The 20,753-nt window shown below is 61.8% G+C and carries 16 protein-coding genes; 9 read left to right on the top strand and 7 right to left on the bottom strand.

Annotated features, from left to right (window positions below):
* Window positions 1-48: 48 nt before the first annotated feature.
* Together ABEH28_RS07815 and ABEH28_RS07810 are read right to left on the bottom strand one after the other, a co-directional pair.
* Window positions 49-1,521 (bottom strand): mechanosensitive ion channel family protein, encoded by a 1,473-nt coding sequence (locus ABEH28_RS07815; protein WP_346629573.1) that lies wholly within the window; start codon window positions 1,519-1,521, stop codon window positions 49-51.
* A 90-nt stretch (window positions 1,522-1,611) separates the two neighbouring features.
* The gene (locus ABEH28_RS07810) at window positions 1,612-2,373 is read right to left on the bottom strand and encodes an SDR family oxidoreductase (RefSeq protein WP_346629572.1); all 762 of its coding nucleotides are present in this window, start codon (window positions 2,371-2,373) and stop codon (window positions 1,612-1,614) included.
* Between the two features lie 253 nt (window positions 2,374-2,626).
* Here ABEH28_RS07810 and ABEH28_RS07805 point away from each other — a divergent pair, with 253 nt between their 5' ends.
* The 3 genes from ABEH28_RS07805 (at window position 2,627) to ABEH28_RS07795 (ending at window position 5,751) form a co-directional block, all read left to right on the top strand.
* Window positions 2,627-3,631: an NADP-dependent oxidoreductase gene (locus ABEH28_RS07805; RefSeq protein ID WP_346629571.1), complete on the top strand. Its 1,005-nt coding sequence runs from the start codon at window positions 2,627-2,629 to the stop codon at window positions 3,629-3,631.
* Between the two features lie 126 nt (window positions 3,632-3,757).
* Entirely contained in the window at window positions 3,758-5,101 is a 1,344-nt protein-coding gene (pssA, locus tag ABEH28_RS07800; protein WP_346629570.1) for a CDP-diacylglycerol--serine O-phosphatidyltransferase, read from the top strand.
* A gap of 5 nt (window positions 5,102-5,106) precedes the next feature.
* On the top strand, window positions 5,107-5,751 hold the full coding sequence (locus tag ABEH28_RS07795; protein ID WP_346628331.1) for a TetR/AcrR family transcriptional regulator: 645 nt from the start codon (window positions 5,107-5,109) through the stop codon (window positions 5,749-5,751).
* 1,145 nt (window positions 5,752-6,896) lie between these two features.
* Here ABEH28_RS07795 and ABEH28_RS07790 read toward each other — a convergent pair.
* From ABEH28_RS07790 to ABEH28_RS07775, 4 genes are all read right to left on the bottom strand, one after another.
* Window positions 6,897-10,478, bottom strand: a complete 3,582-nt coding sequence (locus ABEH28_RS07790; protein WP_346629569.1) for a molybdopterin cofactor-binding domain-containing protein — start codon at window positions 10,476-10,478, stop codon at window positions 6,897-6,899.
* The gene (locus ABEH28_RS07785) at window positions 10,475-10,993 is read right to left on the bottom strand and encodes a (2Fe-2S)-binding protein (RefSeq protein WP_346629568.1); all 519 of its coding nucleotides are present in this window, start codon (window positions 10,991-10,993) and stop codon (window positions 10,475-10,477) included. The genes ABEH28_RS07790 and ABEH28_RS07785 overlap by 4 nt, the downstream gene beginning before the upstream one ends.
* Window positions 10,994-11,253: 260 nt before the next feature.
* Window positions 11,254-11,712 (bottom strand): MarR family transcriptional regulator, encoded by a 459-nt coding sequence (locus tag ABEH28_RS07780; protein WP_192174747.1) that lies wholly within the window; start codon window positions 11,710-11,712, stop codon window positions 11,254-11,256.
* Between the two features lie 426 nt (window positions 11,713-12,138).
* On the bottom strand, window positions 12,139-13,188 hold the full coding sequence (locus ABEH28_RS07775; RefSeq protein ID WP_346629567.1) for a 2,5-dihydroxypyridine 5,6-dioxygenase: 1,050 nt from the start codon (window positions 13,186-13,188) through the stop codon (window positions 12,139-12,141).
* 360 nt (window positions 13,189-13,548) lie between these two features.
* On the opposite strand from ABEH28_RS07775, the gene ABEH28_RS07770 reads away from it, so the two are divergent.
* The 5 genes from ABEH28_RS07770 (at window position 13,549) to ABEH28_RS07750 (ending at window position 18,883) form a co-directional block, all read left to right on the top strand.
* A complete protein-coding gene (locus ABEH28_RS07770; RefSeq protein WP_192174749.1) occupies window positions 13,549-14,697 on the top strand; it encodes an FAD-dependent monooxygenase in 1,149 nt (382 codons plus the stop codon).
* Window positions 14,694-15,512, top strand: a complete 819-nt coding sequence (locus ABEH28_RS07765) for an alpha/beta hydrolase (RefSeq protein WP_346629566.1) — start codon at window positions 14,694-14,696, stop codon at window positions 15,510-15,512. The genes ABEH28_RS07770 and ABEH28_RS07765 overlap by 4 nt, the downstream gene beginning before the upstream one ends.
* 35 nt (window positions 15,513-15,547) lie before the next feature.
* Window positions 15,548-16,195, top strand: a complete 648-nt coding sequence (locus ABEH28_RS07760) for an N-carbamoylsarcosine amidohydrolase (RefSeq protein ID WP_346629565.1) — start codon at window positions 15,548-15,550, stop codon at window positions 16,193-16,195.
* A gap of 141 nt (window positions 16,196-16,336) precedes the next feature.
* Window positions 16,337-17,650 (top strand): MFS transporter, encoded by a 1,314-nt coding sequence (locus tag ABEH28_RS07755; protein WP_346629564.1) that lies wholly within the window; start codon window positions 16,337-16,339, stop codon window positions 17,648-17,650.
* A 156-nt stretch (window positions 17,651-17,806) separates the two neighbouring features.
* Window positions 17,807-18,883, top strand: a complete 1,077-nt coding sequence (locus ABEH28_RS07750) for a nucleoside hydrolase (protein ID WP_346629563.1) — start codon at window positions 17,807-17,809, stop codon at window positions 18,881-18,883.
* A gap of 53 nt (window positions 18,884-18,936) precedes the next feature.
* On the opposite strand, the gene ABEH28_RS07745 is transcribed toward ABEH28_RS07750, so the two are convergent.
* Entirely contained in the window at window positions 18,937-19,932 is a 996-nt protein-coding gene (locus ABEH28_RS07745; RefSeq protein ID WP_346629562.1) for an aldo/keto reductase, read from the bottom strand.
* Window positions 19,933-20,384: 452 nt separating this feature from the next.
* Here ABEH28_RS07745 and ABEH28_RS07740 point away from each other — a divergent pair, with 452 nt between their 5' ends.
* Entirely contained in the window at window positions 20,385-20,720 is a 336-nt protein-coding gene (locus tag ABEH28_RS07740) for a hypothetical protein (protein WP_192174754.1), read from the top strand.
* The last annotated feature ends 33 nt before the right edge of the window (window positions 20,721-20,753 follow it).

Raw genomic sequence — 20,753 nt, 5'->3', positions numbered from 1 at the left:
CGTCAGTTGCCTGCGAGAGTTTTACTTCTCGACAACCCGCTGTCTTTGTCAGCGCTTCTTGTCATCCGGCCCCTGCCCGCGCGTCACCTCAAACCGCCTCACATTCTTGCGCAACCAACCGAGAAAACCATTGGCGTCAGCCACCACCGGCTTGGCCTCCAACATCGCCGCCCTCGCCTTCGCCCGAAACTTAGCCAATCCCGCCAGCGCCCCAATCAATTCCGGATGCTCCGCCAGCCACGGTTCCAGATCAGCCTTGTCGATCCGATAAATCATGCAATCGGTGTACGCACAGAATCGAGCCAGCGTAGGCGTGGCGTCGAGGAAGCCGGTCTCACCCAACAGCTCACCCGGCCCCATGCGCCCCACTTCCAGCCAGCCGTCCGGCCGTTGCAGCGACGCCGATACCACCCCGGACTCAATAATGAACAGCGCATCAGGCACCACGCCCTCGGCGAGCACGATGTCTTTCGCCGGATACGCGCCCAGGCGCATGTGCTGTTCCAGTTGCGCGCGGTCGGCGTCGCTGAGCATGCGCAGCGCATTGACGGTGTTGAGCACCGCAGACTGTCGCGTCGAAGGGCGTTGCTGGTCCTGGCGGGTTTCGGTCGAGGCGAGCTGCCGGTGAATCAGGTCGAACAGTTGGTTACGCACCGCTGAGCGCCGGTCCCGGGATTTTACGTAGCCGGTGACTTCGTATTCGACGATACGCAGGCCGGACTTGACCACCACCGCCGACGGCGCGGGCTGGGCCAGCAGTTCGCGACAGCCGAGCAGCGCTTTCTCCAGGGAGTCCAGCACCAGGCTGGGCCGCAGGCGGGTCGACAGTTCGATGGACAGTGTGACCGAATGGAAATGGTCCGGGCGGCTGAAGTTGACGATGCGGGTCTTGGCGGCCATGGCGTTGGGGATCACGGCCATGCTGCCTTCGGAGGTCAGCAGGTGGGTGGAGCGCCAGTCGATTTCGATGACTTTGCCTTCGATGTCGTCGACGCGAATCCAGTCGTCCACGCGGAACGGCTTGGTCGCGTTGAGGACGATGCCGGAGAAGACGTCACCCAGGGTGCTTTGCACCGCGAGGCCGAAGATGATCGCGACTGCGCCGGAGGTGGCCAGCAGCCCTTTGACCGGCAGGTCGAGCACATAGCCGGCCGCCGCCACTGATGCGACGAGGAAGATGATTGCGCCCATGACGTCTTGCAGCAGATGACCCTTGCCGCCGATCCGAGGCTCCATGACCATGACGGCGAGCACGGTGAGTGTCCGCGCGCCGAACAGCCACCAGGCGATGGTCAGGATGGTGCCCAGCACATGGCGGGGAACGGACCAGTCTGCGGGCACCGGATACAGCGGGCTGAGCCCGCCATCGAGCAGCGCCATGCTGAACAGCACGAACAGCACCAGCCGGCACGCCAGCTTGCGCCGCAGCCAGCGCGGGTGCAGCCACTGCCAGAGCGTGAGGTCGATGACCAGCAGCACGGCAGCGCTGATCAGCGGATAGGCGAACCACAAATGATCCATCGACATTCCCTGGGGGTGGACAGCCCGTGGAGCTTAGCTGAATACCTCGCCGGGAGCGCCGGTCTGCTTTTCGCCGAACGGTCTGACCGATCAGAACGCCGTCACGCCCCCGTCTATCGCCAGTGAATGCCCGGTAGTGAACGCGGCGCCGTCGCTGCACAGGTAGAGCACGGCGGCGGCGATTTCTTCGACTTTGCCGATCCGCCCGACCGGGTGCATGGTCGCGGCGAATTCGGCCTTGCGCGGGTCGGCTTCGTGGGCGCGGCGGAACATGTCGGTGTCGATCACCGCCGGGCACACGGCGTTCACGCGGATGTGTTTTTTGGCGTATTCGATGGCAGCCGATTTGGTCAGCCCGATCACCGCGTGCTTGGACGCACTGTAGATGCTCATCTTCGGCGCCGCGCCCAGCCCGGCAACCGATGCCGTGTTGACGATCGCCCCGCCGCCCTGGGCCAGCATCAGCGGCAACTGGTACTTCATGCACAGCCAGACGCCCTTGACGTTGACACCCATGATCGCGTCGAACTCGGCTTCGCTGCCTTCGGCGAGGCGGCCCTTCTCGATTTCGATGCCGGCGTTGTTGAAGGCGTAATCGACGCGGCCGTAGGCGTCCACGGCCTGGGCCATCATCTGCTGCACCTGGGCGTCCTTAGTGACGTCACACGGCAGAAACAGCGCTTCGCCGCCCGCCTGACGAATCAACTCGGCCGTGCCCTCGCCGCCCGCGCTGTCCAGATCCACCACCAGCACTTTCAGACCGTGTTCGGCAAACGCCAGCGCGGTCGCTCGGCCAATACCCGCCGCGGCGCCGGTGACCAACGCGACTTGGCCGGAAAACGTCATGCTCATGGGATCATCCTTTTTTTTGTACGTATCAATAGGAGGCTCGGCACATGCCGTGATGGGCCGCAGCTTAGCGGTCACGACACAATCAGCGTCAGCACTATCAGGAGGCCGGTTGCCGGGCCATTGGTGGCGATGATGATCAAAGACGAGCGCCATCATCAGCGTGGATCAGCGGGCATTCGGTGCAGTGGCAATCCTTGCTGTCCGGGCCGTTCCGGTCTATCACTGCCGCTTCGCCGATAATCGAGAGCCTGCCATGACCGCCTTGAATAACCGCCAATTCCTCCTCGCGCGCCGCCCCGTGGGTGCCGCCAGCCGTGAAGATTTCACCTTCCAGACCGTGCCCGTTGCCGAACTCGCCGAAGGCCAGATCCTGGTGAAAAGCGAATACCTGTCCCTGGACCCGGCCATGCGCGGCTGGATGAACGAAGGCAAGTCCTACATCGCGCCGGTTGAGCTGGGCGCGGTGATGCGCGCGTTGGGCGCGGGCAAGGTCATTGAGTCGCAACACCCGAAATTCGCCGTGGGCGATTACGTTCAGGGCGTGCTCGGGGTGCAGGATTATTTCGTCGGCGAGCCCAAGGGCTTCAACAAGGTCGACCCAAAACTGGTGCCACTGCCGGTGTACCTGGCGGCGTTGGGCATGACCGGCATGTCGGCCTACTTCGCTTTGCTCGAAGTCGGCCAGCCCAAAGCCGGTGATACCGTGGTGATTTCCGGCGCGGCCGGTGCGGTCGGCAGCATTGCCGGTCAGATCGCCAAAATCAAAGGCTGCCGGGTCATCGGTATCGCCGGCGGCAAGGAAAAGTGCCAGACCCTGATTGATGAGTTCGGCTTCGACGGCGCCATCGACTACAAGAACGAAGACATTCATGCGGCGCTGAAACGCGAATGCCCCAAAGGCGTGGACGTGTATTTCGATAACGTCGGCGGCGACATCCTCGATGCGGTCCTGACCCGCCTGGCGTTGAGGGCGCGGGTGGTGATCTGCGGCGCCATCAGCCAGTACAACAACAAGGAAGCCGTCAAAGGCCCGGCCAACTACCTGTCGCTGCTGGTCAATCGCGCGCGCATGGAAGGTTTCGTGGTGATGGACCATGCGGAACACTTCGCCAAGGCCGGAATGGAAATGGCCGGCTGGCTGGCCCAGGGCAAGCTGAAAAGCAAAGAGCACATCGTTGAGGGCCTTGAGACCTTCCCCGAAACCCTGCAGATGCTGTTCAAGGGCGAGAACAGCGGCAAGCTGGTTCTGAAGGTATGAGGACCTCCAAGTGTGAGCCCTCGCTGATAATCCGCTGAACAACTCACGGATAACACTGCCAAAACCACCAGAGGGCGCACTCTGGTGTAAGCTCGTGCGCTGTTGATCCGACCCATCGAGAGGCTTATGCGGGCTCCCTTCCGACGTTCTACCCTTGCAGCGCTGCGTGGTTTTGAATCCTCCGGCACGGCGATCACGATTCTGCCGAGTGCGGCCGATTACCGGCAAACACTGCTGGCGAAGATTGCCGCCGCCACCCGACGGATCTACATCGTCGCCCTGTACTTGCAGCAGGACGAAGCCGGTCAGGAAATTCTCGATGCGTTGTATGCCGCCAAGGCTGCGCGACCGGAGCTGGACGTCGTGGTGCTGGTCGACTGGTTCCGCGCCCAACGCGGCCTGATCGGCGCCGGCAAGCAGGCCGGGAACTCGGCGTGGTACCAGGCACAAAACCTGGAACACGATCAGGAAGTGCCGGTGTACGGCGTGCCCGTGCAAACCCGCGAGCTGTTCGGCGTCTTGCACCTCAAGGGCAGTGTCATCGATGACTGCGTCATCTACAGCGGCGCCAGCATCAATAACGTCTATCTGCACAAGCTCGGCAAATACCGGCTCGATCGCTATCACCTGATTGACAGCAAAGGCCTGGCCGACTCGTTCCAGCGTCTGGTCCAGCAGGACATTCTACCGTCCGACGCGGTGCATCGCCTCGACCTGCCCTCGCCGCCCAGCTCTCGCAGCCTGCGCGGGGAGATTCGTCAGTTCCGCCAGCACCTCAAGCGCGCCAGTTACGACGTCAATGATGGCGTGCGAGACAACGGCGAGATGCGCGTCATCCCGCTGCTGGGCATCGGCAACAAGAACCCGCTGAGCAAAACCCTCTGTGATCTGATCGCCGCGACCGATGAGCAACTGACGCTGTGCACGCCGTATTTCAACATGCCGCTGGTGGTGAAGCGCGAGATCAATCGCGCGCTGAAGCGGGGCGTTAAGGTCGACATCATCATCGGCGACAAGACCGCCAACGACTTCTTCATTTCGCCGGAGGAGCCATTCAAGGTGATCTCCGCGCTGCCGTATCTGTACGAGATCAGCCTGCGTCGCTTCATGCAGAAGCATCAGACGGCGATCGCCAAGCACCAGTTGAACATCCATTTGTGGAAAGACGGCGACAACACCTATCACCTCAAGGGCCTGTGGTCGGACGACCGCTATACCCTGCTGACCGGCAACAACCTGAACCCGCGGGCCTTCCAGCTGGACCTGGAAAATGCCGTGCTGATCGATGACCCCAAGGGCGAATGGCTGAAGCCGCGCGCCGAGGAAATCGCGCTGCTGATGCGCAATACCCATCGGGTCGGCAAGTTTGACGAGCTCGATACTCTGAGCGAATACCCGGTTGGCGTGCGCACCTTTCTGCGGCGGGTCAGCCGGGTCCGCGTCGAGCGCCTGCTGTACCGGATTCTCTGACGACCATGGGCAAAAGCACTGGCGTTCGCGCGCAACAGGCCGATCAAACCCGCGCGCGCATTCTTCAGGCGGCGATCACGGTGTTTACCCGCGACGGCTATTCCGGCGGGCGCATCGAGAAGATCTCTGCCGAAGCCGAGTCCAACGACCGGATGATTTATTACTATTTCGGCAGCAAGGAGAAACTGTTCGTCAAAGTGCTTGAGCACACCTACGAGCAGTTCAACCGCGCCGAAAGCCTGCTGTCACTGGACCCGTCGACGCCGGTGCAGACGCTGCGCCAGTTGGTGGCGTTTGTCTGGGACTATTACGTCAGCCACCCGGAGTTCGTCGCCATCTTGAGCATCGAAAACCTGCACAAGGGCAGGCACGCGCGCCAGTCCGGTGAGCTGCGACGCCTGTCAGGCGAAGCCGTCGGCGTGCTCAGACCGATCATCGACGCCGGTCAAGCGCAGGGTCTGTTTCGGCAGGACCTGGACATCAAGCACGTGTATTTGATGATCGCGTCGCTGTGCTACTTCTATAACTCCAACCTGCACACCCTCAGCTCGTTCCTGGGTCAGGACATGGCCGCAGAGGGGGAGCGGACGGATTGGTTGGCGTTCATTCAGGACTTGGTGATGCGGGGTGTGAGGGTGTTGCCGGAGTAGGCCGACTGGTGCAGCACCTGTGGGAGCGACCGGGGTGGCGCTCCACCTTGCTCGCGAAGAGGCCAGTACATCCGCCAGATATCTAGCGGTTGAGATGCAGTCTTCGTGAGCAAGCTCACTCCCACAAGGGCCAGTACATCCGCCAGATATTTAGCGGTCGAAATGCAGTCTTCGTGAGCGAGCTTGCTCGCGAAGAGGCCAGTACATCCGCCAGATATCTAGGGGTTGAGATGCAGTCTTCGTGAGCAAGCTCACTCCCACAAGGGCCAGTACATCCGCTAGATATTTAGCGGTTGAGATGCAGCCTTCGTGAGCAACCTCACTCCCACAGAGGCCAGTACATCCGCCAGATATCTAGCGGTTGAGATGCAGTCTTCGTGAGCAAGCTCACTCCCACAAGGGCCAGTACACCCGCTAGATATTTAGCGGTTGAAATGCAGTCTGTGGGAGCGAGCTTGCTCGCGAAGGCGCCGGTACATCCGCTGAATATTCTGTGGCTGAGATACCGCTTTCGTGAGCAAGCTCACTCCCACAAGGGCCAGTACATCCGCCAGATATTTAGCGGTTGAGATGCAGCCTTCGTGAGCAAGCTCACTCCCACAGGGGCCAGTACATCCGCCAGATATTTAGCGGTCGAAATGCAGTCTGTGGGAGCGAGCTTGCTCGCGAAGGCGCCGGTACATCCGCTGAATATTCTGTGGCTGAGATACCGCTTTCGTGAGCAAGCTCACTCCCACAGGGGCCAGTACACCCGCTAGATATTTAGCGGTTGAAATGCAGTCTTCGTGAGCAAGCTCACTCCCACAGAGGCCAGTACATCCGCCAGATATTTAGCGGTTGAGATGCAGTCTGTCGGAGCGAGCTTGCTCGCGAAGGCGCCGGTACATCCGCTGAATATTCTGTGGCTGAGATACCGCTTTCGTGAGCAAGCTCACTTCCACAAGGGCCAGTACATCCGCCAGATATTTAGCGGTTGAGATGCAGTCTTCGTGAGCAAGCTCACTCCTACAGAGGCCAGTACATCCGTTAGATATTTAGCGGTTGAGATGCAGCCTTCGTGAGCAAGCTCACTCCCACGGGACCGTATTTTGCCGGGCGTCAGCGTGTTGCCTGAAGCGGGATGTCACCCAAAGAGGCTCGCCGAGTCAGTGGGTGCCGGGATTGGCCTTGAGATACGCAACCCTGTCTTTCAACCCCGTCCACTGCGGCTCATTAGGCGCAAATCGGTTGCGCAGGTACGCGGCCAGGTCGCTGATCTGGGTGTCCGACAGGCTGTCCTTGAAGCCCGGCATGTAACCCAGATCTGCCGTCGCCGGTTTGTCTATTCCCTGCTGAATCACTTTGATCAGATTGTCCGGCAGCGCGCTGTGGACATTGGTATTGGTCGCCAGCGAAGGGCTTACGCCAAACAGCTTCGGTCCCAGACCGTCCGCATGACAACCCTGACACGAGCCTTCGAACACCCGCTGACCATTGCTCAATGACTGAGGCGAAACGCTCGGTTTCTCTGCCAGACCGCTCACCGTCGCGGGACGGATGTCAGCACTACCAGACGCAGGCTCATTCAACGCCGCCAGATACACCGCAATCGCCCGCACATCGCTCTTCGGCAGTTTCGCCAGTTCCGAGACCACCGGCCCCATCGGCCCAGCCGCCACACCATGGGCATCGGAATACCCGCTGCTTAAATAATTGAACAGCTGATCCTCGGTCCAGGGCGTCGGCGCTTTCGACAGGCTGTTGAGCGCCGGCGCTTCCCAGCCGTCCACCGTGCCGCCGGCAAGAAACGACGTGCCGCCCTTCTCCGCCCCCAGCAGATCCCGGGGTGAATGGCAGGCGGCGCAATGCCCCAATCCATTGACCAGATACTGACCGCGATTCCACTGAGCGCTTTGCTGCGGCTGCGTCTGCACCTCGCCTTTGCGCAGGTACAGCGCGTTCCAGCCCGCCATCAACGGCCGCACATTGAACGGGAAACGCATGTCGTTGGCGGGCTGCACCTGTTTCACCGGCGTCTGCGACATCAGGTACGCGTACAGCGCCTGCATGTCGGCGTCCTCGATGTTTCTGAAGGCCGTGTAGGGAAACGCCGGGTAAAGGTGTTTGCCATCGCGACTGATGCCGTCACGCATCGCCCGCTCGAACGCCGGATACGACCAGTTACCAATGCCGGTCTCAGGGTCCGGGGTGATGTTGCTGCTATATAAGGTGCCAAACGGCGTTTCCATCGCCAGCCCGCCGGCATTGCTGGCGCCATTCGGGGCGGTGTGGCAGACCGCGCAGTCGCCGACCGCTGCCAGCAATCGCCCGCGTTCCAGGGTCGCCGATGACCAGGTGCCCGCTGCGGGCGGCGTGATCGGCGCGATTTCCGCGCGCCAGGGCAACGCGGTCGCGGCCATGCCCAGCAACGCGCCGAACGCAGCAAACAAGGAACCGAACAGCCACTTTGAGCGTTTGGCTTTCGGCGACTGCGGCGGCTGGCTGTTGGATTCCACGCCAGCGCTGTTCAGCGCGGCGAGAATGCGTTCCGCCGTGATCGGCAGCTCGCGAAAGCGAATCCCGGTCGCGTCATACACGGCATTGGCAATGGCCGCCGCACTCGGGACCGACGCCGATTCCCCGGCGCCCATGGGCGGCTCGGCCTGGCGCGGCATCATCATGACGTCGACTTTCGGCACTTCGGGGAACGTCAGAATCGGGTAGCCGCCCCACTCCTTGCTCGCCACGGTGGATTCCTCGAACGTCACCCGTTCCTTGAGCACGCGGCTGGTGGACTGGATGACGTTGCCGTGGATCTGATGCTGGACACCGGCGGGATTGACCATCATGCCGGCGTCGTGGCCGATCACCACGCGAGTCACCGACACATCACCCGTGTGCTTGTCGATCGCCACGTCCGCCACCCACGCCGCCCACGCTGCGCCGAAGCCGGGAAACTTGCTGTGGATGTAGCGCGCGTAGGCAAAACCGCGCCCGCGCAGGACGCCATCTTCTTCGGGGATTTGCATCGGTTGGGTGCGCGGTGTCCAGTCAGCTCGGGCGGCGGTGGCGCGAACCAGTTCGGCAGCGCGCTCGTCCTGCAGGTAGCGCAGGCGGTATTCGATAGGGTCAACGCAAGCGGCGAACGCCAACTCGTCGATGTAGGACTCGTGAGCGAAGGTATTGGGAAGCGCCGACACGCCGCGCATCCACGACGCCCGCACAATCGGCGCCATGTCGTGAATGGTGACGCGCATGTGTTCGATGTCGTAGGGCGGGATCGAAGTGCGGTCGCCCATTTCGAACATCGTCGCCACCGGCTCCACGCGCCCGGTCAACAGCAAGGCCAGGGTCGGTGAGTTGTTCGACGGGTAGCGGGTGCTGAAGTCATAACCGGCGATGCCGCCATCGGCGTTAATCCCGCCATCGACTTCCATCAACTGGGCGGTGCCTTTCGGCTCCCAGGCATGTTCCTGCTCGCGGGTCAGTTGCACCCGCACCGGCCGGCCCACGGCGCGGGACAGCAGTACGGCATCGGCGCAGACGTCATCAGCGCAATTGCGCCCGTAACAGCCGGCCGCTTCCATGCGGATGATGTCGATGCGCTCTTCGGGGTATTCCAGCAGCCAGGCCAGATCGGCGCGCAGCATGTGGGGGTTCTGCGTGCCGGACCAGACCCGAATGCCTTCTTCGCTGTAGTCCGCCAACCCGCACGAAGGTCCGATGGAGCCGTGAATCTGGTAGGGCCACAGATAGGTTCGCGTCATCCGCTCGCTGGCCTGGGCCAATGCCTCATCGACATTGCCCTGATCGAGCACCACCCGCTGAATGCTGGGGTTGTCGCGAATCGCCTGCTCGATGTTGCTCATGTCCGGCAAATTGTGCTGCCAAGGCTTCCAGGTGACCTTGAGTTCACGCGCCGCCTTGGCCGCCTGCTCTTCGCGCATCGCGACGATGCCGACGAAATCCCGAATCACCACCACGCGGACGACGCCGGGGATATGGGCGATCGAAGATTCGTCCACGTCCAGCAGACTGGTGCCGACGAAGTCGCCGGTGTCGTAACCGGCGTAGGGCGGCCGTACGACGCGGCCATGGAGCATGTCCGGCAAACGCATGTCGTGCACGTAGGTCAATTCGCCGGTGGCCTTGCCCGGAATGTCGACACGAGCGGCGCCCTGCCCCACCAGTTTGTAGTCCTCCAGCCGCTTGAGTGGTGCGTTGCCGGAAATGCGCAGTTCCACGCGCTGACCCACCAGCAGTTGGCCAAAGGTCAGTGCGCGACCGTCCTGCGCTTTGATCACGCCGCTGTCGATGACTAACGAATCCACATCGACCGACCACTGCTGCGCGGCCTGTTGCAGCAGGTAGCGCCGCGCCTCGGCCGCCGCATTGCGCAACGGGATGGCGGAAATCTGCAAAGTGGCGCTGGCGATGGTCGCGCCCTGATTCGGCGCACGCTCGGTGTCGCCCAGAATCATCGTCACTTGATCCATCTGCAGGTCCAGCTCTTCGGCGACGATCTGCGTCAGTGAGGTGCGAATGCCGGTGCCCAGATCCACATGGCCGTTGAAGGCATAGACGCGGCTGTCCTGATCGATGGCAATGAACAGCCCCAATTCCATTGGCCTGACCGTAGGGGTGCCGCCTTTGGCGACCGGACCGGACGGCGGCAGGATGTCGTCGACGATCAGCAGCACGCCATTTTGGGCGAGCAATTCATCGCGCGTGGGCAAAGTCTGGGTCATTGGGCGGGATCCGGGCTGGGCTGATGACGCGCGGCACGCATGACCGCACTGAGGATTTCAAGGTGCGTGCCGCAGCGGCACAGGTTTGCTGACAGTTCGTTGCGAATCTGCGCTTCGGTGGGGTGCGGGTTGCGGTCGAGCAAGGCCTTGGCGGTCATGATCATGCCGTTCATGCAGTAGCCGCATTGCGCGGCCTGCTCGTCGATGAAGGCTTGCTGCACCGGATGCGGGCGGTCTCGCGAACCGATGCCTTCCAGCGTGGTGATCTCGCGCCCTTGGGCGCCGGCCAGTGGAAACACGCAGGAGCGTGCGGCGACGCCGTCGATGATCACCGTGCAGGCGCCGCACTCGCCCAGGCCGCAGCCGTATTTGGGGCCATTAAGGTGCAGATCGTTGCGGAGGATCAGTAACAGCGGCGTGTCAGGCATTGCCGTGACACGTGTGGCCTGACCGTTGACGTTCAGGGTCACGGTCTTCTCCGCCGCCCGCTGTGGCTCGCTTGTATCAGCCTTCATGTGTTACCCGCTGTAGCTTGCATTTGATGAAGTAATTACTTCATGAAACGAGAGCAGGAAGCATGCCAGCGGAGAAAAGGCTGTAGGACGTTGGAGTATTGGGGTGGGTTTGGTCGTTTCGACGTCGCAATTGGGTGGACTGAACATTCTCCATGTAGGAGTGAGCTTGCTCGCGAATGCAGTGGGTCAGGCACATAAATGTCGCGGGCAGATCGTGTTCGCGGGCAAGCGGGCTCCTACAGCGGTGCTGTCAGGCGGCGTTACTCATCGCCCTCGTCGATCAGTTTGCGCAGCAGAAACAGTACAGCCACGCGTTCGGCGGGGTTGAGTTTGCTCAGGGTCAGCTCGCTGATCTGCGCGGCGCGGGGCACGGTTTCCTGTACCAGTTGCAGGCCGCTGTCGGTCAGGCTGCAGATGACTTTGCGGCGATCCTGCGGGTCCGGGTCGAGGCTGATCAGGTCCCGGGCTTTCAGGCGATCGACGATGCCGCGAATGGTCGCCTGATCCACGGCCGTGGCCTTGACCAGCTCGGTTTGCGAGCTGGGGCCGTGATCGCGCAGAGCGCACAGGGTCACGAATTGCACCGCCGTGAGCTGCGAATCGCCGACATTCTGCTGGAAGATCGCCAAGTGACGCTGGTAGGCCTTGCGCAGCAGATGGCCCACTTGCTCGGAAAAGGTGTAGGACGGATTGTTATTGGAAGGGTTGTCAGTGGACACGGGTGGCTCGTTCGGCGGGATCTGGAAAGTGGTGGCTACAGTAACGTCTGCGGGAGTTGAGGGGAATCTTCGGAACGAGTGAGTTGTGTCGCTGGTGTATCCGCCGACAGATGAATAGTGGGAGCGACCGGGGTGGCGCTTCAACTTGCTCGCGAAAAGGACGGTACATCCTCCAGAATTTCGGCAGCTGGCATGCCGTCTTCGTGAGCAAGCTCACTCCCACAAGGTTGCTGTGCGCGGAAGATCCCGGGACGTATGCAAAACCTGTGGGAGCGAGCTTGCTCGCGAAGAAGTAGGTAAGGACCCTAAATCTTCATCTACAGGAATGCCGCCTTCGTGAGCAAGGTGGAGCGCCACCCCGGTCACTCCCACAAGTTTTGCGTACAACCTGAGTCCCGCGTAGCGCAAGCCAAATGCAGGCCTGCGTCAGGCGTTCGATGCCTCGGGCGCCACCACTTCCCCGGCCAGCACCACGGCCTGGTCGTCCAGATAAATGTCGCAACGACGCAGCGGGATATCCAGATGGCACGGGGTCTTGCGGGTGCCGCCGACTTCAGTATTCGGCCCCGTGGAAAACAGGAAATTGCCATAGAACGCCCGGGCGTCCATGCACATGCCGTCGTTCTTGTCGTGCAGGCCCATGGCCGTCCACTGGGCGCGGGGTTGCAGGCCCCAGCCGATGTGGGAAATGCCGTAGACCTCAGGGTCATTGAAGTACTTCAGGTAATCACGCAGGTACTCGGCCTCGAAACCACCGTGAATCCCGGTGATAAACCCCTTATCGATCTCCAGCGTGATCTGCTCGCGGGAGTAGGTTTTGAACGGCAGCACGATGTCGCCGACATCAATGACCAGCGTGCCCTCGGCGGTCTCTTCGTTGGGCCAGGAAAACAGGAAGCCGCTGGGCCAGTGGTCCCAACGACCCGGCTCGTCGGCGAAACCGTACTCGGTGACGGAGGGGTATTGCCCCAGTTGCGCACGGAAATCGCTGCCGGCCCGGGACTTCACCTGAATCGAGCGCGCCGCCTTCAGCAGCTGTTCGGCGGCCAGCACCCGTTCCTTGTCCGCCACCGTCGGCAGCATCCGCGCCAGCACTTCCGGAGGCTCCACCGCCAGCAGAATCCGCGTGCCGGTCTTGAGGATCTGCTCCTGCTCCGGCGAGTGCAGCAGCATCATCGTGTCGACGATCAGGTCCGCCGCCTCAAGGGCACGTTGCGCGGCGATGTTGCCGGTCAGCGCGGTGTCGCCGCAGTAGGCGGTCATGTCGTTGCCCATGGCTTTGGGGTGATTGAACGACGGCAGCTCTACCGCATAGACCTTGGCGCCCAAACGTTGAGCGGCGTCCATCGCGGCACGCACCGTACGCGCATCTGAGTAGTGGCTCTTGAGCACCGCCACGCTCTGGGTCGCGTCCACTTTCGACAGTTTCAGCACGTGCTCGAACATCTGGGTCAATTCGCAATCGCTAACCGGCATCTCTTTTCTCCTCTGGGGCGGATGACGAGCCGGATGCACCATTGCAAGGCGTCGCGCATCAGACCAGTGCACTTTTTAAAGCGTACACACTTATTAAAAGCGATAAGACATCAATCCGGACGCCGCTGCAATAGGCACGCCACTCTGTTACCCAACCACACAGATCCCAATGAATAAGGGTTACAGCAGGTGACATGCCTGTTTGCGACACCGCCTGCCGTTTCTGGAAATATCGGTTCACTTTTAAAAATATCAGCGTATACACTTTAAAAACCCAGCGACGCGATACATTCTTTTCGCCTCGCCGTCATCCAGAGCTCCGGTCATTCAGAGCTCATGAAACACAAAGGAATGCGCGCCATGCCAACCACGCAAAAAATCGCCATCGTCGGATCCGGTCTGGGGGGCGCTGCGGCTGCGACGCTGTTGCAGAAAGCCGGCTTCCACGTCGATATCTACGAACAAGCCCCCGCGTTTTCTCGTATCGGTGCTGGTATCCACATGGGCCCGAACATCATGAAAATCTTCCGGCGCATGGGCATCGAGCAACAGCTCAGCGACATGGGTTCGCACCCGGATTTCTGGTTCAGCCGCGACGGTGCGACCGGCGATTACCTGTCGCGCATCGCCCTGGGCGAGTTCTCCCTCAAGGAGTACGGCGCGGCCTACATCACCGTGCACCGCGGTGATCTGCACGCGCTGCAAATGTCGACGCTGGCGCCGGGCAGCGTGCACTTCAGCAAATGCCTGACCACGCTGGAAGAACGCGACAACGGCGTGCGCCTGAATTTTGCCGACGGCACCCACGCCGACGCCGACATCGTGATCGGCGCCGACGGCATCAACTCCAAGATTCGCGAAGAGCTGCTGGGCCATGAAAAACCGCTGTACAGCGGCTGGGTCGCCCACCGCGCGCTGATCCCCAGCGAGGTGCTGACCAAATACAACCTGGAGTTCGAGAACTGCGTGAAATGGTGGAGCGAGGACCGTCACATGATGGTTTATCACACCACCGGCAAGCGCGATGAGTATTACTACGTCACCGGCGTGCCCCATGCAGCGTGGGACTTCGAGGGCAATTGGGTCGACAGCAGCCGGGACGAAATGTACGAAGCCTTCGCCGGTTATCACCCCACTGTGCAGGCCTTGATCGAGTCCACCGACAGCGTGACCAAGTGGCCGCTGCTCAACCGCAACCCGTTGCCTTTGTGGAGTCGCGGTCGCCTTGTTTTGCTGGGCGACGCCTGCCACCCGATGAAGCCGCACATGGCCCAGGGCGCCGGCATGGCCATTGAAGACGCCGCGATGCTCACCCGCTGCCTCCAGGAAACCGGCCTCACCGACTACCGCACGGCGTTCCAGCTCTACGAAGCCAATCGCAAGGAACGCGCCTCTCGGGTGCAAGCGGTTTCCAACGCCAACACCTGGCTGCGCACCCAGGAAGATCCGGCCTGGGTTTACGGGTACGACCTGTACGGCCAGGAGCTGAAATCGGGGGTGGCGGCGTGAGCACATTCATCCATGGCGGCAACGTCCAGGCCAACGGCATCCGTCAGCATTACCTGCGCTACGGCGGCGACATTCACTCCGGCAAACCGGCGCTTATCCTGATCCCGGGCATCACCAGCCCGGCGATCACCTGGGGGTTCGTCGCTGAACGCCTGGGCCAGTCTTTCGACACCTACGTGCTGGATGCGCGCGGTCGCGGGCTTTCTTCGACGGGGCCGGATCTGGATTACAGCGTCGACACCTGCGCCGACGACATCGGTGCGTTCGCCGCCGCCATGGGCATCGACAGCTATCACTTGGCCGGTCACTCCATGGGCGCGCGTTTTGCCGTTCGGGCATCGATTCGTTGCCCCCAGGGCCTGAAAAGCCTGGTCCTGATCGATCCGCCGGTGTCCGGGCCGGGCCGTCGTGAATACCCGGCGAAGCTGCCGTGGTACGTCGATTCGATCCGCCAGTCGCAACAGGGCATGAGCGCCGAAGACATGCGCGCGTTCTGCCCGACCTGGACCGAGGAACAACTGCAACTGCGCGCCGAGTGGCTGCACACCTGCTACGAGCCCGCCATCGTCCGCGCCTTCAATGACTTCCACGACGTGGATTTCCACCAGGACCTGCCGAACCTTCCGGTCCCTGCCCTGCTCATCGTCGCTGGCCGCGGCGGCGTGATTCAACCGGAAGACGAAGCCGAAATCCGACAGCTACAACCGAACATCCTGATCGCGCGAGTGGAAAACGCCGGACACATGATTCCGTGGGACAACCTGCCGGGCTTCTTTGCCGCGTTCGGTGACTTTCTCGGTACGCCGCTGACCTGACGGTCCTCGCTTAAAACGATGAACAGGAGAACGCAATGACCGACCCACAAAGCGCGGACGCCAACTATCAGGGCGTCTGGGGCAATCGCATCGGTTTTGGTGCGAAACCGGCCTTGCTGATGATCGATTTCATGCAGGGCTACACCCAACCCGGCGCGCCTTTATATGCGCCCGGCGTGGTCAGTGCGGTGGCCGAAAGCGTCGAGCTGCTGGCCTGTGCGCGGGAACACGGCATCGCGGTGGTGCACACCAACATCCGCTACCACCCCACGCATTTCGCGGACGGCGGCATGTGGGTGAAAAAAGCGCCGGTGATGAAGGACATGGTCGAAGGCAACCCGCTGGCCGCGTTCTGCGAGGCCGTGCAGCCATTGCCCGAAGAGGTCGTGATCAGCAAGCAGTACGCCAGTTCGTTCTTCGGCACGTCACTGGCATCAATGCTGCACGCCCAAGGGATCGACACCGTCGTGCTGGCCGGTTGCTCCACCAGCGGCTGTATCCGGGCGACCGCGGTGGATGCCGTGCAGCATGGCTTCCGGACCATCGTCGTGCGCGAATGCGTGGGTGACCGGCATCCCGATCCCCATGAAGCGAACCTGTTCGACATCGACAGCAAGTACGGAGATGTGGTGAGCAAGCAGGAGGCGATGACACAGTTGCAAGCTGCAAGCTTCAAGCGATAAGCCGCAAGTCAAGAGCATGCGGTCCCCTCTTGCCGCTTGAAGCTTGGCGCTTTGCCGCTTCGTCCCCCATATGACAACACCGCAAACGCAGGCAAAATCAGCCGCCGCGCTCACCGGTCGAAGAAACGCCAGGAGACACCCATGCCCTCTGCGAATGTAGAAACCTCCGCGAACCTAGCCGCGGACCCGATCAAAGCGCTGTACACCAAGATCACCTGGAAGCTCATCCCCTTCCTGTGTTTCTGCTACCTGGCCGCTTACCTGGACCGCATCAACATCGGTTTCGCCAAGCTGCAAATGCTCGACCAGTTGCACTTCAGCGAGACCGCGTTCGGGTTGGGCGCCGGGCTATTTTTTGTTGGCTATATCCTGTTCGAAGTGCCGAGCAACCTGGTCCTGGAGAAGGTCGGCGCGAAGATCTGGATCGCGCGGATCATGATCACCTGGGGCTTGCTGTCGTCCTGCATGTTGTTCGTCAGCACGCCGACGCAGTTTTACGTGCTGCGGTTTCTCCTCGGCGCCGCTGAAGCGGGCTTCCTGCCCGGCGTGCTGTTTTACCTGACCACCTGGTTCCCGACCTACCGCCGCGGCCGCATCATCGCGCTGTTCATGATCGGCCTGCCGCTTTCCAGCGTCATCGGCGGCCCGCTGTCGGGCTGGATCATGGGCCATTTCGACCAGACTGCCGGGCTGCGTGGCTGGCAGTGGCTGTTCCTGATCGAGGGCATTCCCAGCGTGCTGCTGGGGGTGATGACGTTCTGGGCGCTGCCGAACAATCCGAAAGAAGCCAAATGGCTGAACAGCGCCGAACAAACCTTGCTGGAAGGCGAACTGCGCCTGGACGACGTTGAGGGCAAGGACAGCAAGCACAGCTTTCGCGACGGTTTTTTCAATCTGAAAGTGTGGATGCTCGGCGGCATCGATTTCTCGATCTTGCTCAGCGCCTACGCCATGGGCTTCTGGATGCCGACGTTCATCAAGAACGCCGGGGTCACCGACACCTTCCACATCGGCGTGTTGACCGCATTGCCCAGCGTCGCGGCGCTGATCGGCATGCTGATGATCGGCGCCAGCTCCGACCGTCGTCGCGAACGGCGCTGGCACATCATCGTGCCGTTTTGGATCGGCGCCGTGGCCATGGCTGCCAGCCCGTTTTTCACCCATAACGTGGTCGCGACCGTCGCGCTGTTTGCCGTCGCTTCGGCCGCCATCATTGGCGCGGTGCCGGTGTTCTTCAGCCTGCCGGCAACGTTCCTCAAGGGCCGGGCGGCGGCGACGGGTTTCGCGTTGGCCTGCTCGCTGGCGAACATCGCCGGGCTGGTGAGCAACTCGATGATGGGCATCGCCATCGATGTCACCGGCAGCAGCGCCGGCGCGTTGTGGTTCTTTGCCGGGTGCCTGATTTTGAGCAGCCTGCTGGTGGTGGCGTTGCCGGCAAAGCTGGTGAATCGGTAACTCGTCGCGCTGGACGCCTATCCCGGGGGAGCCAGCTTGCTGGCGAATGCGGTGGGTCAGTCAACGTTTTACTGACTGACCCACCGCGTTCGCGGGACACGCCGCGCTCCAACCCGGCGAATCGTATTCATCCCATCACAATTGTGGAATCAGACCATGCAGGCGTTTGTGAAAAGCTGTGCCCTGGCCCTGACGCTGGGACTGTCCGCGACCTCCTTGCAGGCCGCGGAAAAGGTCATCTTCGACACCGATTTCAACGTGCTCAACGACGACGGCCAGGCTTTCATCATGCTGGCGCAACTGCACGCGCAAAAGCGCATCGACCTGCTGGGCATGACCCTCGTCAGCGGCAACGCGTGGGTCGATCAGGAGCAGGTCGATGCGCTGAAGGCTGTCGAGCGCATGGGCGTGGAAAAGGACATCGGCGTGTACTCCGGCGCGGCCTACCCGCTGCTGCACGACTTCGCCACGTATGACCAGGAAAAAGCCCTGTTCGGCGCAGGCTGGCCGGGGGCGTTCAAGACCCCGCGTCCGACCTCGGCCTCGCAACTGGTTTCGCCGCCGGACGGGCTTGCGACGCACACTGCATTACGCAGCGAATCCGCCGCGCAGTTCATCGTCGACAGCGTGAAGAAAAACCCCCACGAGGTGACCATTCTCGCCGTTGGCCCATTGACCAACATCGCTCTGGCGATTCGCAGCGCCCCGGAAATCGTGCCGCTGATCAAACGCATCGTCTACATGGGCGGCGCCATCGAGATCCCCGGCAACACGACGCCAGCGGCGGAATTCAACTGGTGGTTCGATCCCGAGGCCGCAAAAATCGTCCTGCGCTCGCCCATCGAACACGTGATTTTTCCCAACGATGTCTGCGAAAAGGTCATCTTCGACAGCTCGGTCTACCAGCGCATCGTCGCCAGCAAAGGCGTGATTCCCAACCTGTACAAAACGGTGCTGGGGCCTGAGCTCGACAAGGACCCGAACCATCACAGCTTCACCTGGGACAGCCTGCCTGCGCTGTACCTGGTGCATCCGGAACTGGTCACCGAGTCCAAAGACCTGTGGGTCGATGTCGACGCCCACTTCGGACCGGATTACGGCCGCTCCATGGGCTACAAGAAGGGCGCGCCCGTCGGCACACAGAAGGCGAAAGTGGTGTACGCCGTGGATCAGAAGAAGTTCTGGGATGCGTACGTGGATCTGGTCACTCTGCCTGCGCCGGTCAAACGCTGATCGCCTCAGTTCGCGCCGTTCATATGAAACGGCCCAACCGGAGGTAGGCAAAATTAGCCGATCAGGGCAATCAGCTGCTGGCGCTGGGCATCGGTAAGCAAAGGCCCTCTGGCGGCTTCGGCGTTTTCCTTCATGTATTTCGGATTTCCCGTACCGGGAATCGCGCACGTTACTGCCGGGTGCGAGATCAGAAACTTCAGCGCCAGTTGCGCCCAGCTCCTGGCCTGAACTTCCCCCGCCCACCCCGGCAGCGGCGTGTTGCGCAAGCGGCCAAGCAGACCGCCGCCACCGAACGGCCGATTGCAGATCACCGCCACCCCTCGCTCACGACACAGCGGCAGCAGCCGCGCCTCGACCGCGCGATCGTCCAGCGCGTAGTTGATCTGCAGAAAATCGAACGCTTCGGCCTTCAGCGCAGCTTCCACCTCAGCGTAGGCCGACGGGGTGTAGTGCGTCAGACCGACGTAGCGAATGCGCCCTTCCTCTTTCCACTGACGCAGCGTTGGCAGGTGAGTCTTCCAGTCCAGCAGGTTGTGGATCTGCATAAGGTCGATGCGCTGGGTCCGCAATAGCCGGAACGACGCTTCCATCTGGGCAATGCCTTCGTCGCGCCCTCGGGTCCAGACCTTGGTCGCCAGAAACGCTGGCGATGACGGCTGATGGATCGCCAGCAACTCGCCCGTGGTTTCCTCGGCGCGGCCGTACATGGGCGAGCTGTCGATCACCGTGCCGCCGGCGTGGAACAACTGATCCACCACGGCGGGCAGCAGTTTGTAAGCATCGCTGCCGGGCTCGACATCGAACCCGCGATACGTGCCGAGGCCGATCATCGGCAACGCTTCGCCGCTGGATGGAATGTCTCGCGTGAGCATGTTCCGCTCTCCTGATTGAACGGGCGATGTGCCAGGTTGTGGCGGTTCGGATGCTGTGGCGGGGACGCCTGCACTCGCATCACCGACCGCTGCGTCAAACACCAACGCCGCCGAGGCACCTGCTGCCAGAGCGATCAGTCTTCTGCGGGTGAGCGGGCGTGGGTCGGTCACGGGCATGTCTCCGGGTCGGGCTGACGTGAGCGCACAGTGAATGGTCGACCCCACGCACGCGGCCCCGGTTCAAGTCCGCACGACCATCAGCGCAGATCGCGGGTTGGCGCTGGAACTCAATCATTCCTCCTATCGGCCCGGAATGACGCAGAGCGCCTCGGGATGCATTCCCACGCAGAGCGTGGGAACGATCGGACATCAGCGCCTGGAATGGCCTCTTCCCGGCTGAAGCCGGTCCCACTAAACAGCAGCGCGTGCATCCCATGGCATCGGCGGCGCACTGTAGGCCCGGCTTTAGCCGGGAAGCTCTTGATCTGCGCAGCGCTTTTGATCTTCACAGTCTGCCTCCGGGCAGACGCTCTTAATCTCGGCAGATACTGCAACCATCTGCGCAGATCGCGGGAACGCTGGGCAGCCCCATGCGTCACAACTCCATCTTGAACACTGGAGGACACAAAATGAAAACCGTTATCACCCTGAACGAACTCGCCAACGCAGACCTGCGCCCCTACACCGAAATCTGGCTGACCTCACCGACCGCCGTTCGCGAACCCCATCACACCGATGACGAACTGTGCCTGTGGCGCGCCAACCAAGTCTTCTCCCACGACATGCTCAGCGAAGGCACCCATGGTCAGAACGTCATGCCGGTCTGGCTGGTGGTTGACGACATCGACGACTCCGAGCAGGTGCTCGAAGTCGAAACACAAGTGCGTGAACGCCTGCTGACCGCAGGGCTTGAAGGGGAATTTTATCCGGCGGAAGTGGGCGAGCGGACTGACGGGGTCAAGTGATCTAACCAAGTGCGGAAGCGACGCGTAAGGCCG

The organism is Pseudomonas sp. Ps21-P2 (assembly GCF_039672565.1).
Classification (GTDB): Bacteria; Pseudomonadota; Gammaproteobacteria; order Pseudomonadales; family Pseudomonadaceae; genus Aquipseudomonas.
Note: the sequence above shows the minus strand (reverse complement) of the source record. Positions and strands in the feature narration are given on the sequence as shown.

Excerpts from the sequence above, each read along its gene's own strand:
- ABEH28_RS07785 (WP_346629568.1), bottom strand. The coding sequence starts at position 10,993 with ATGAAGGCTGATACAAGCGAGCCACAGCGGGCGGCGGAGAAGACCGTG.
- ABEH28_RS07815 (WP_346629573.1), bottom strand. The coding sequence starts at position 1,521 with ATGGATCATTTGTGGTTCGCCTATCCGCTGATCAGCGCTGCCGTGCTG.
- ABEH28_RS07740 (WP_192174754.1), top strand. The coding sequence starts at position 20,385 with ATGAAAACCGTTATCACCCTGAACGAACTCGCCAACGCAGACCTGCGC.
- ABEH28_RS07750 (WP_346629563.1), top strand. The coding sequence starts at position 17,807 with ATGCAGGCGTTTGTGAAAAGCTGTGCCCTGGCCCTGACGCTGGGACTG.
- ABEH28_RS07745 (WP_346629562.1), bottom strand. The coding sequence starts at position 19,932 with ATGCCCGTGACCGACCCACGCCCGCTCACCCGCAGAAGACTGATCGCT.
- ABEH28_RS07795 (WP_346628331.1), top strand. The coding sequence starts at position 5,107 with ATGGGCAAAAGCACTGGCGTTCGCGCGCAACAGGCCGATCAAACCCGC.
- ABEH28_RS07805 (WP_346629571.1), top strand. The coding sequence starts at position 2,627 with ATGACCGCCTTGAATAACCGCCAATTCCTCCTCGCGCGCCGCCCCGTG.
- ABEH28_RS07775 (WP_346629567.1), bottom strand. The coding sequence starts at position 13,188 with ATGCCGGTTAGCGATTGCGAATTGACCCAGATGTTCGAGCACGTGCTG.
- ABEH28_RS07790 (WP_346629569.1), bottom strand. The coding sequence starts at position 10,478 with ATGACCCAGACTTTGCCCACGCGCGATGAATTGCTCGCCCAAAATGGC.
- ABEH28_RS07755 (WP_346629564.1), top strand. The coding sequence starts at position 16,337 with ATGCCCTCTGCGAATGTAGAAACCTCCGCGAACCTAGCCGCGGACCCG.
- ABEH28_RS07810 (WP_346629572.1), bottom strand. The coding sequence starts at position 2,373 with ATGAGCATGACGTTTTCCGGCCAAGTCGCGTTGGTCACCGGCGCCGCG.
- ABEH28_RS07770 (WP_192174749.1), top strand. The coding sequence starts at position 13,549 with ATGCCAACCACGCAAAAAATCGCCATCGTCGGATCCGGTCTGGGGGGC.
- pssA (WP_346629570.1), top strand. The coding sequence starts at position 3,758 with ATGCGGGCTCCCTTCCGACGTTCTACCCTTGCAGCGCTGCGTGGTTTT.
- ABEH28_RS07760 (WP_346629565.1), top strand. The coding sequence starts at position 15,548 with ATGACCGACCCACAAAGCGCGGACGCCAACTATCAGGGCGTCTGGGGC.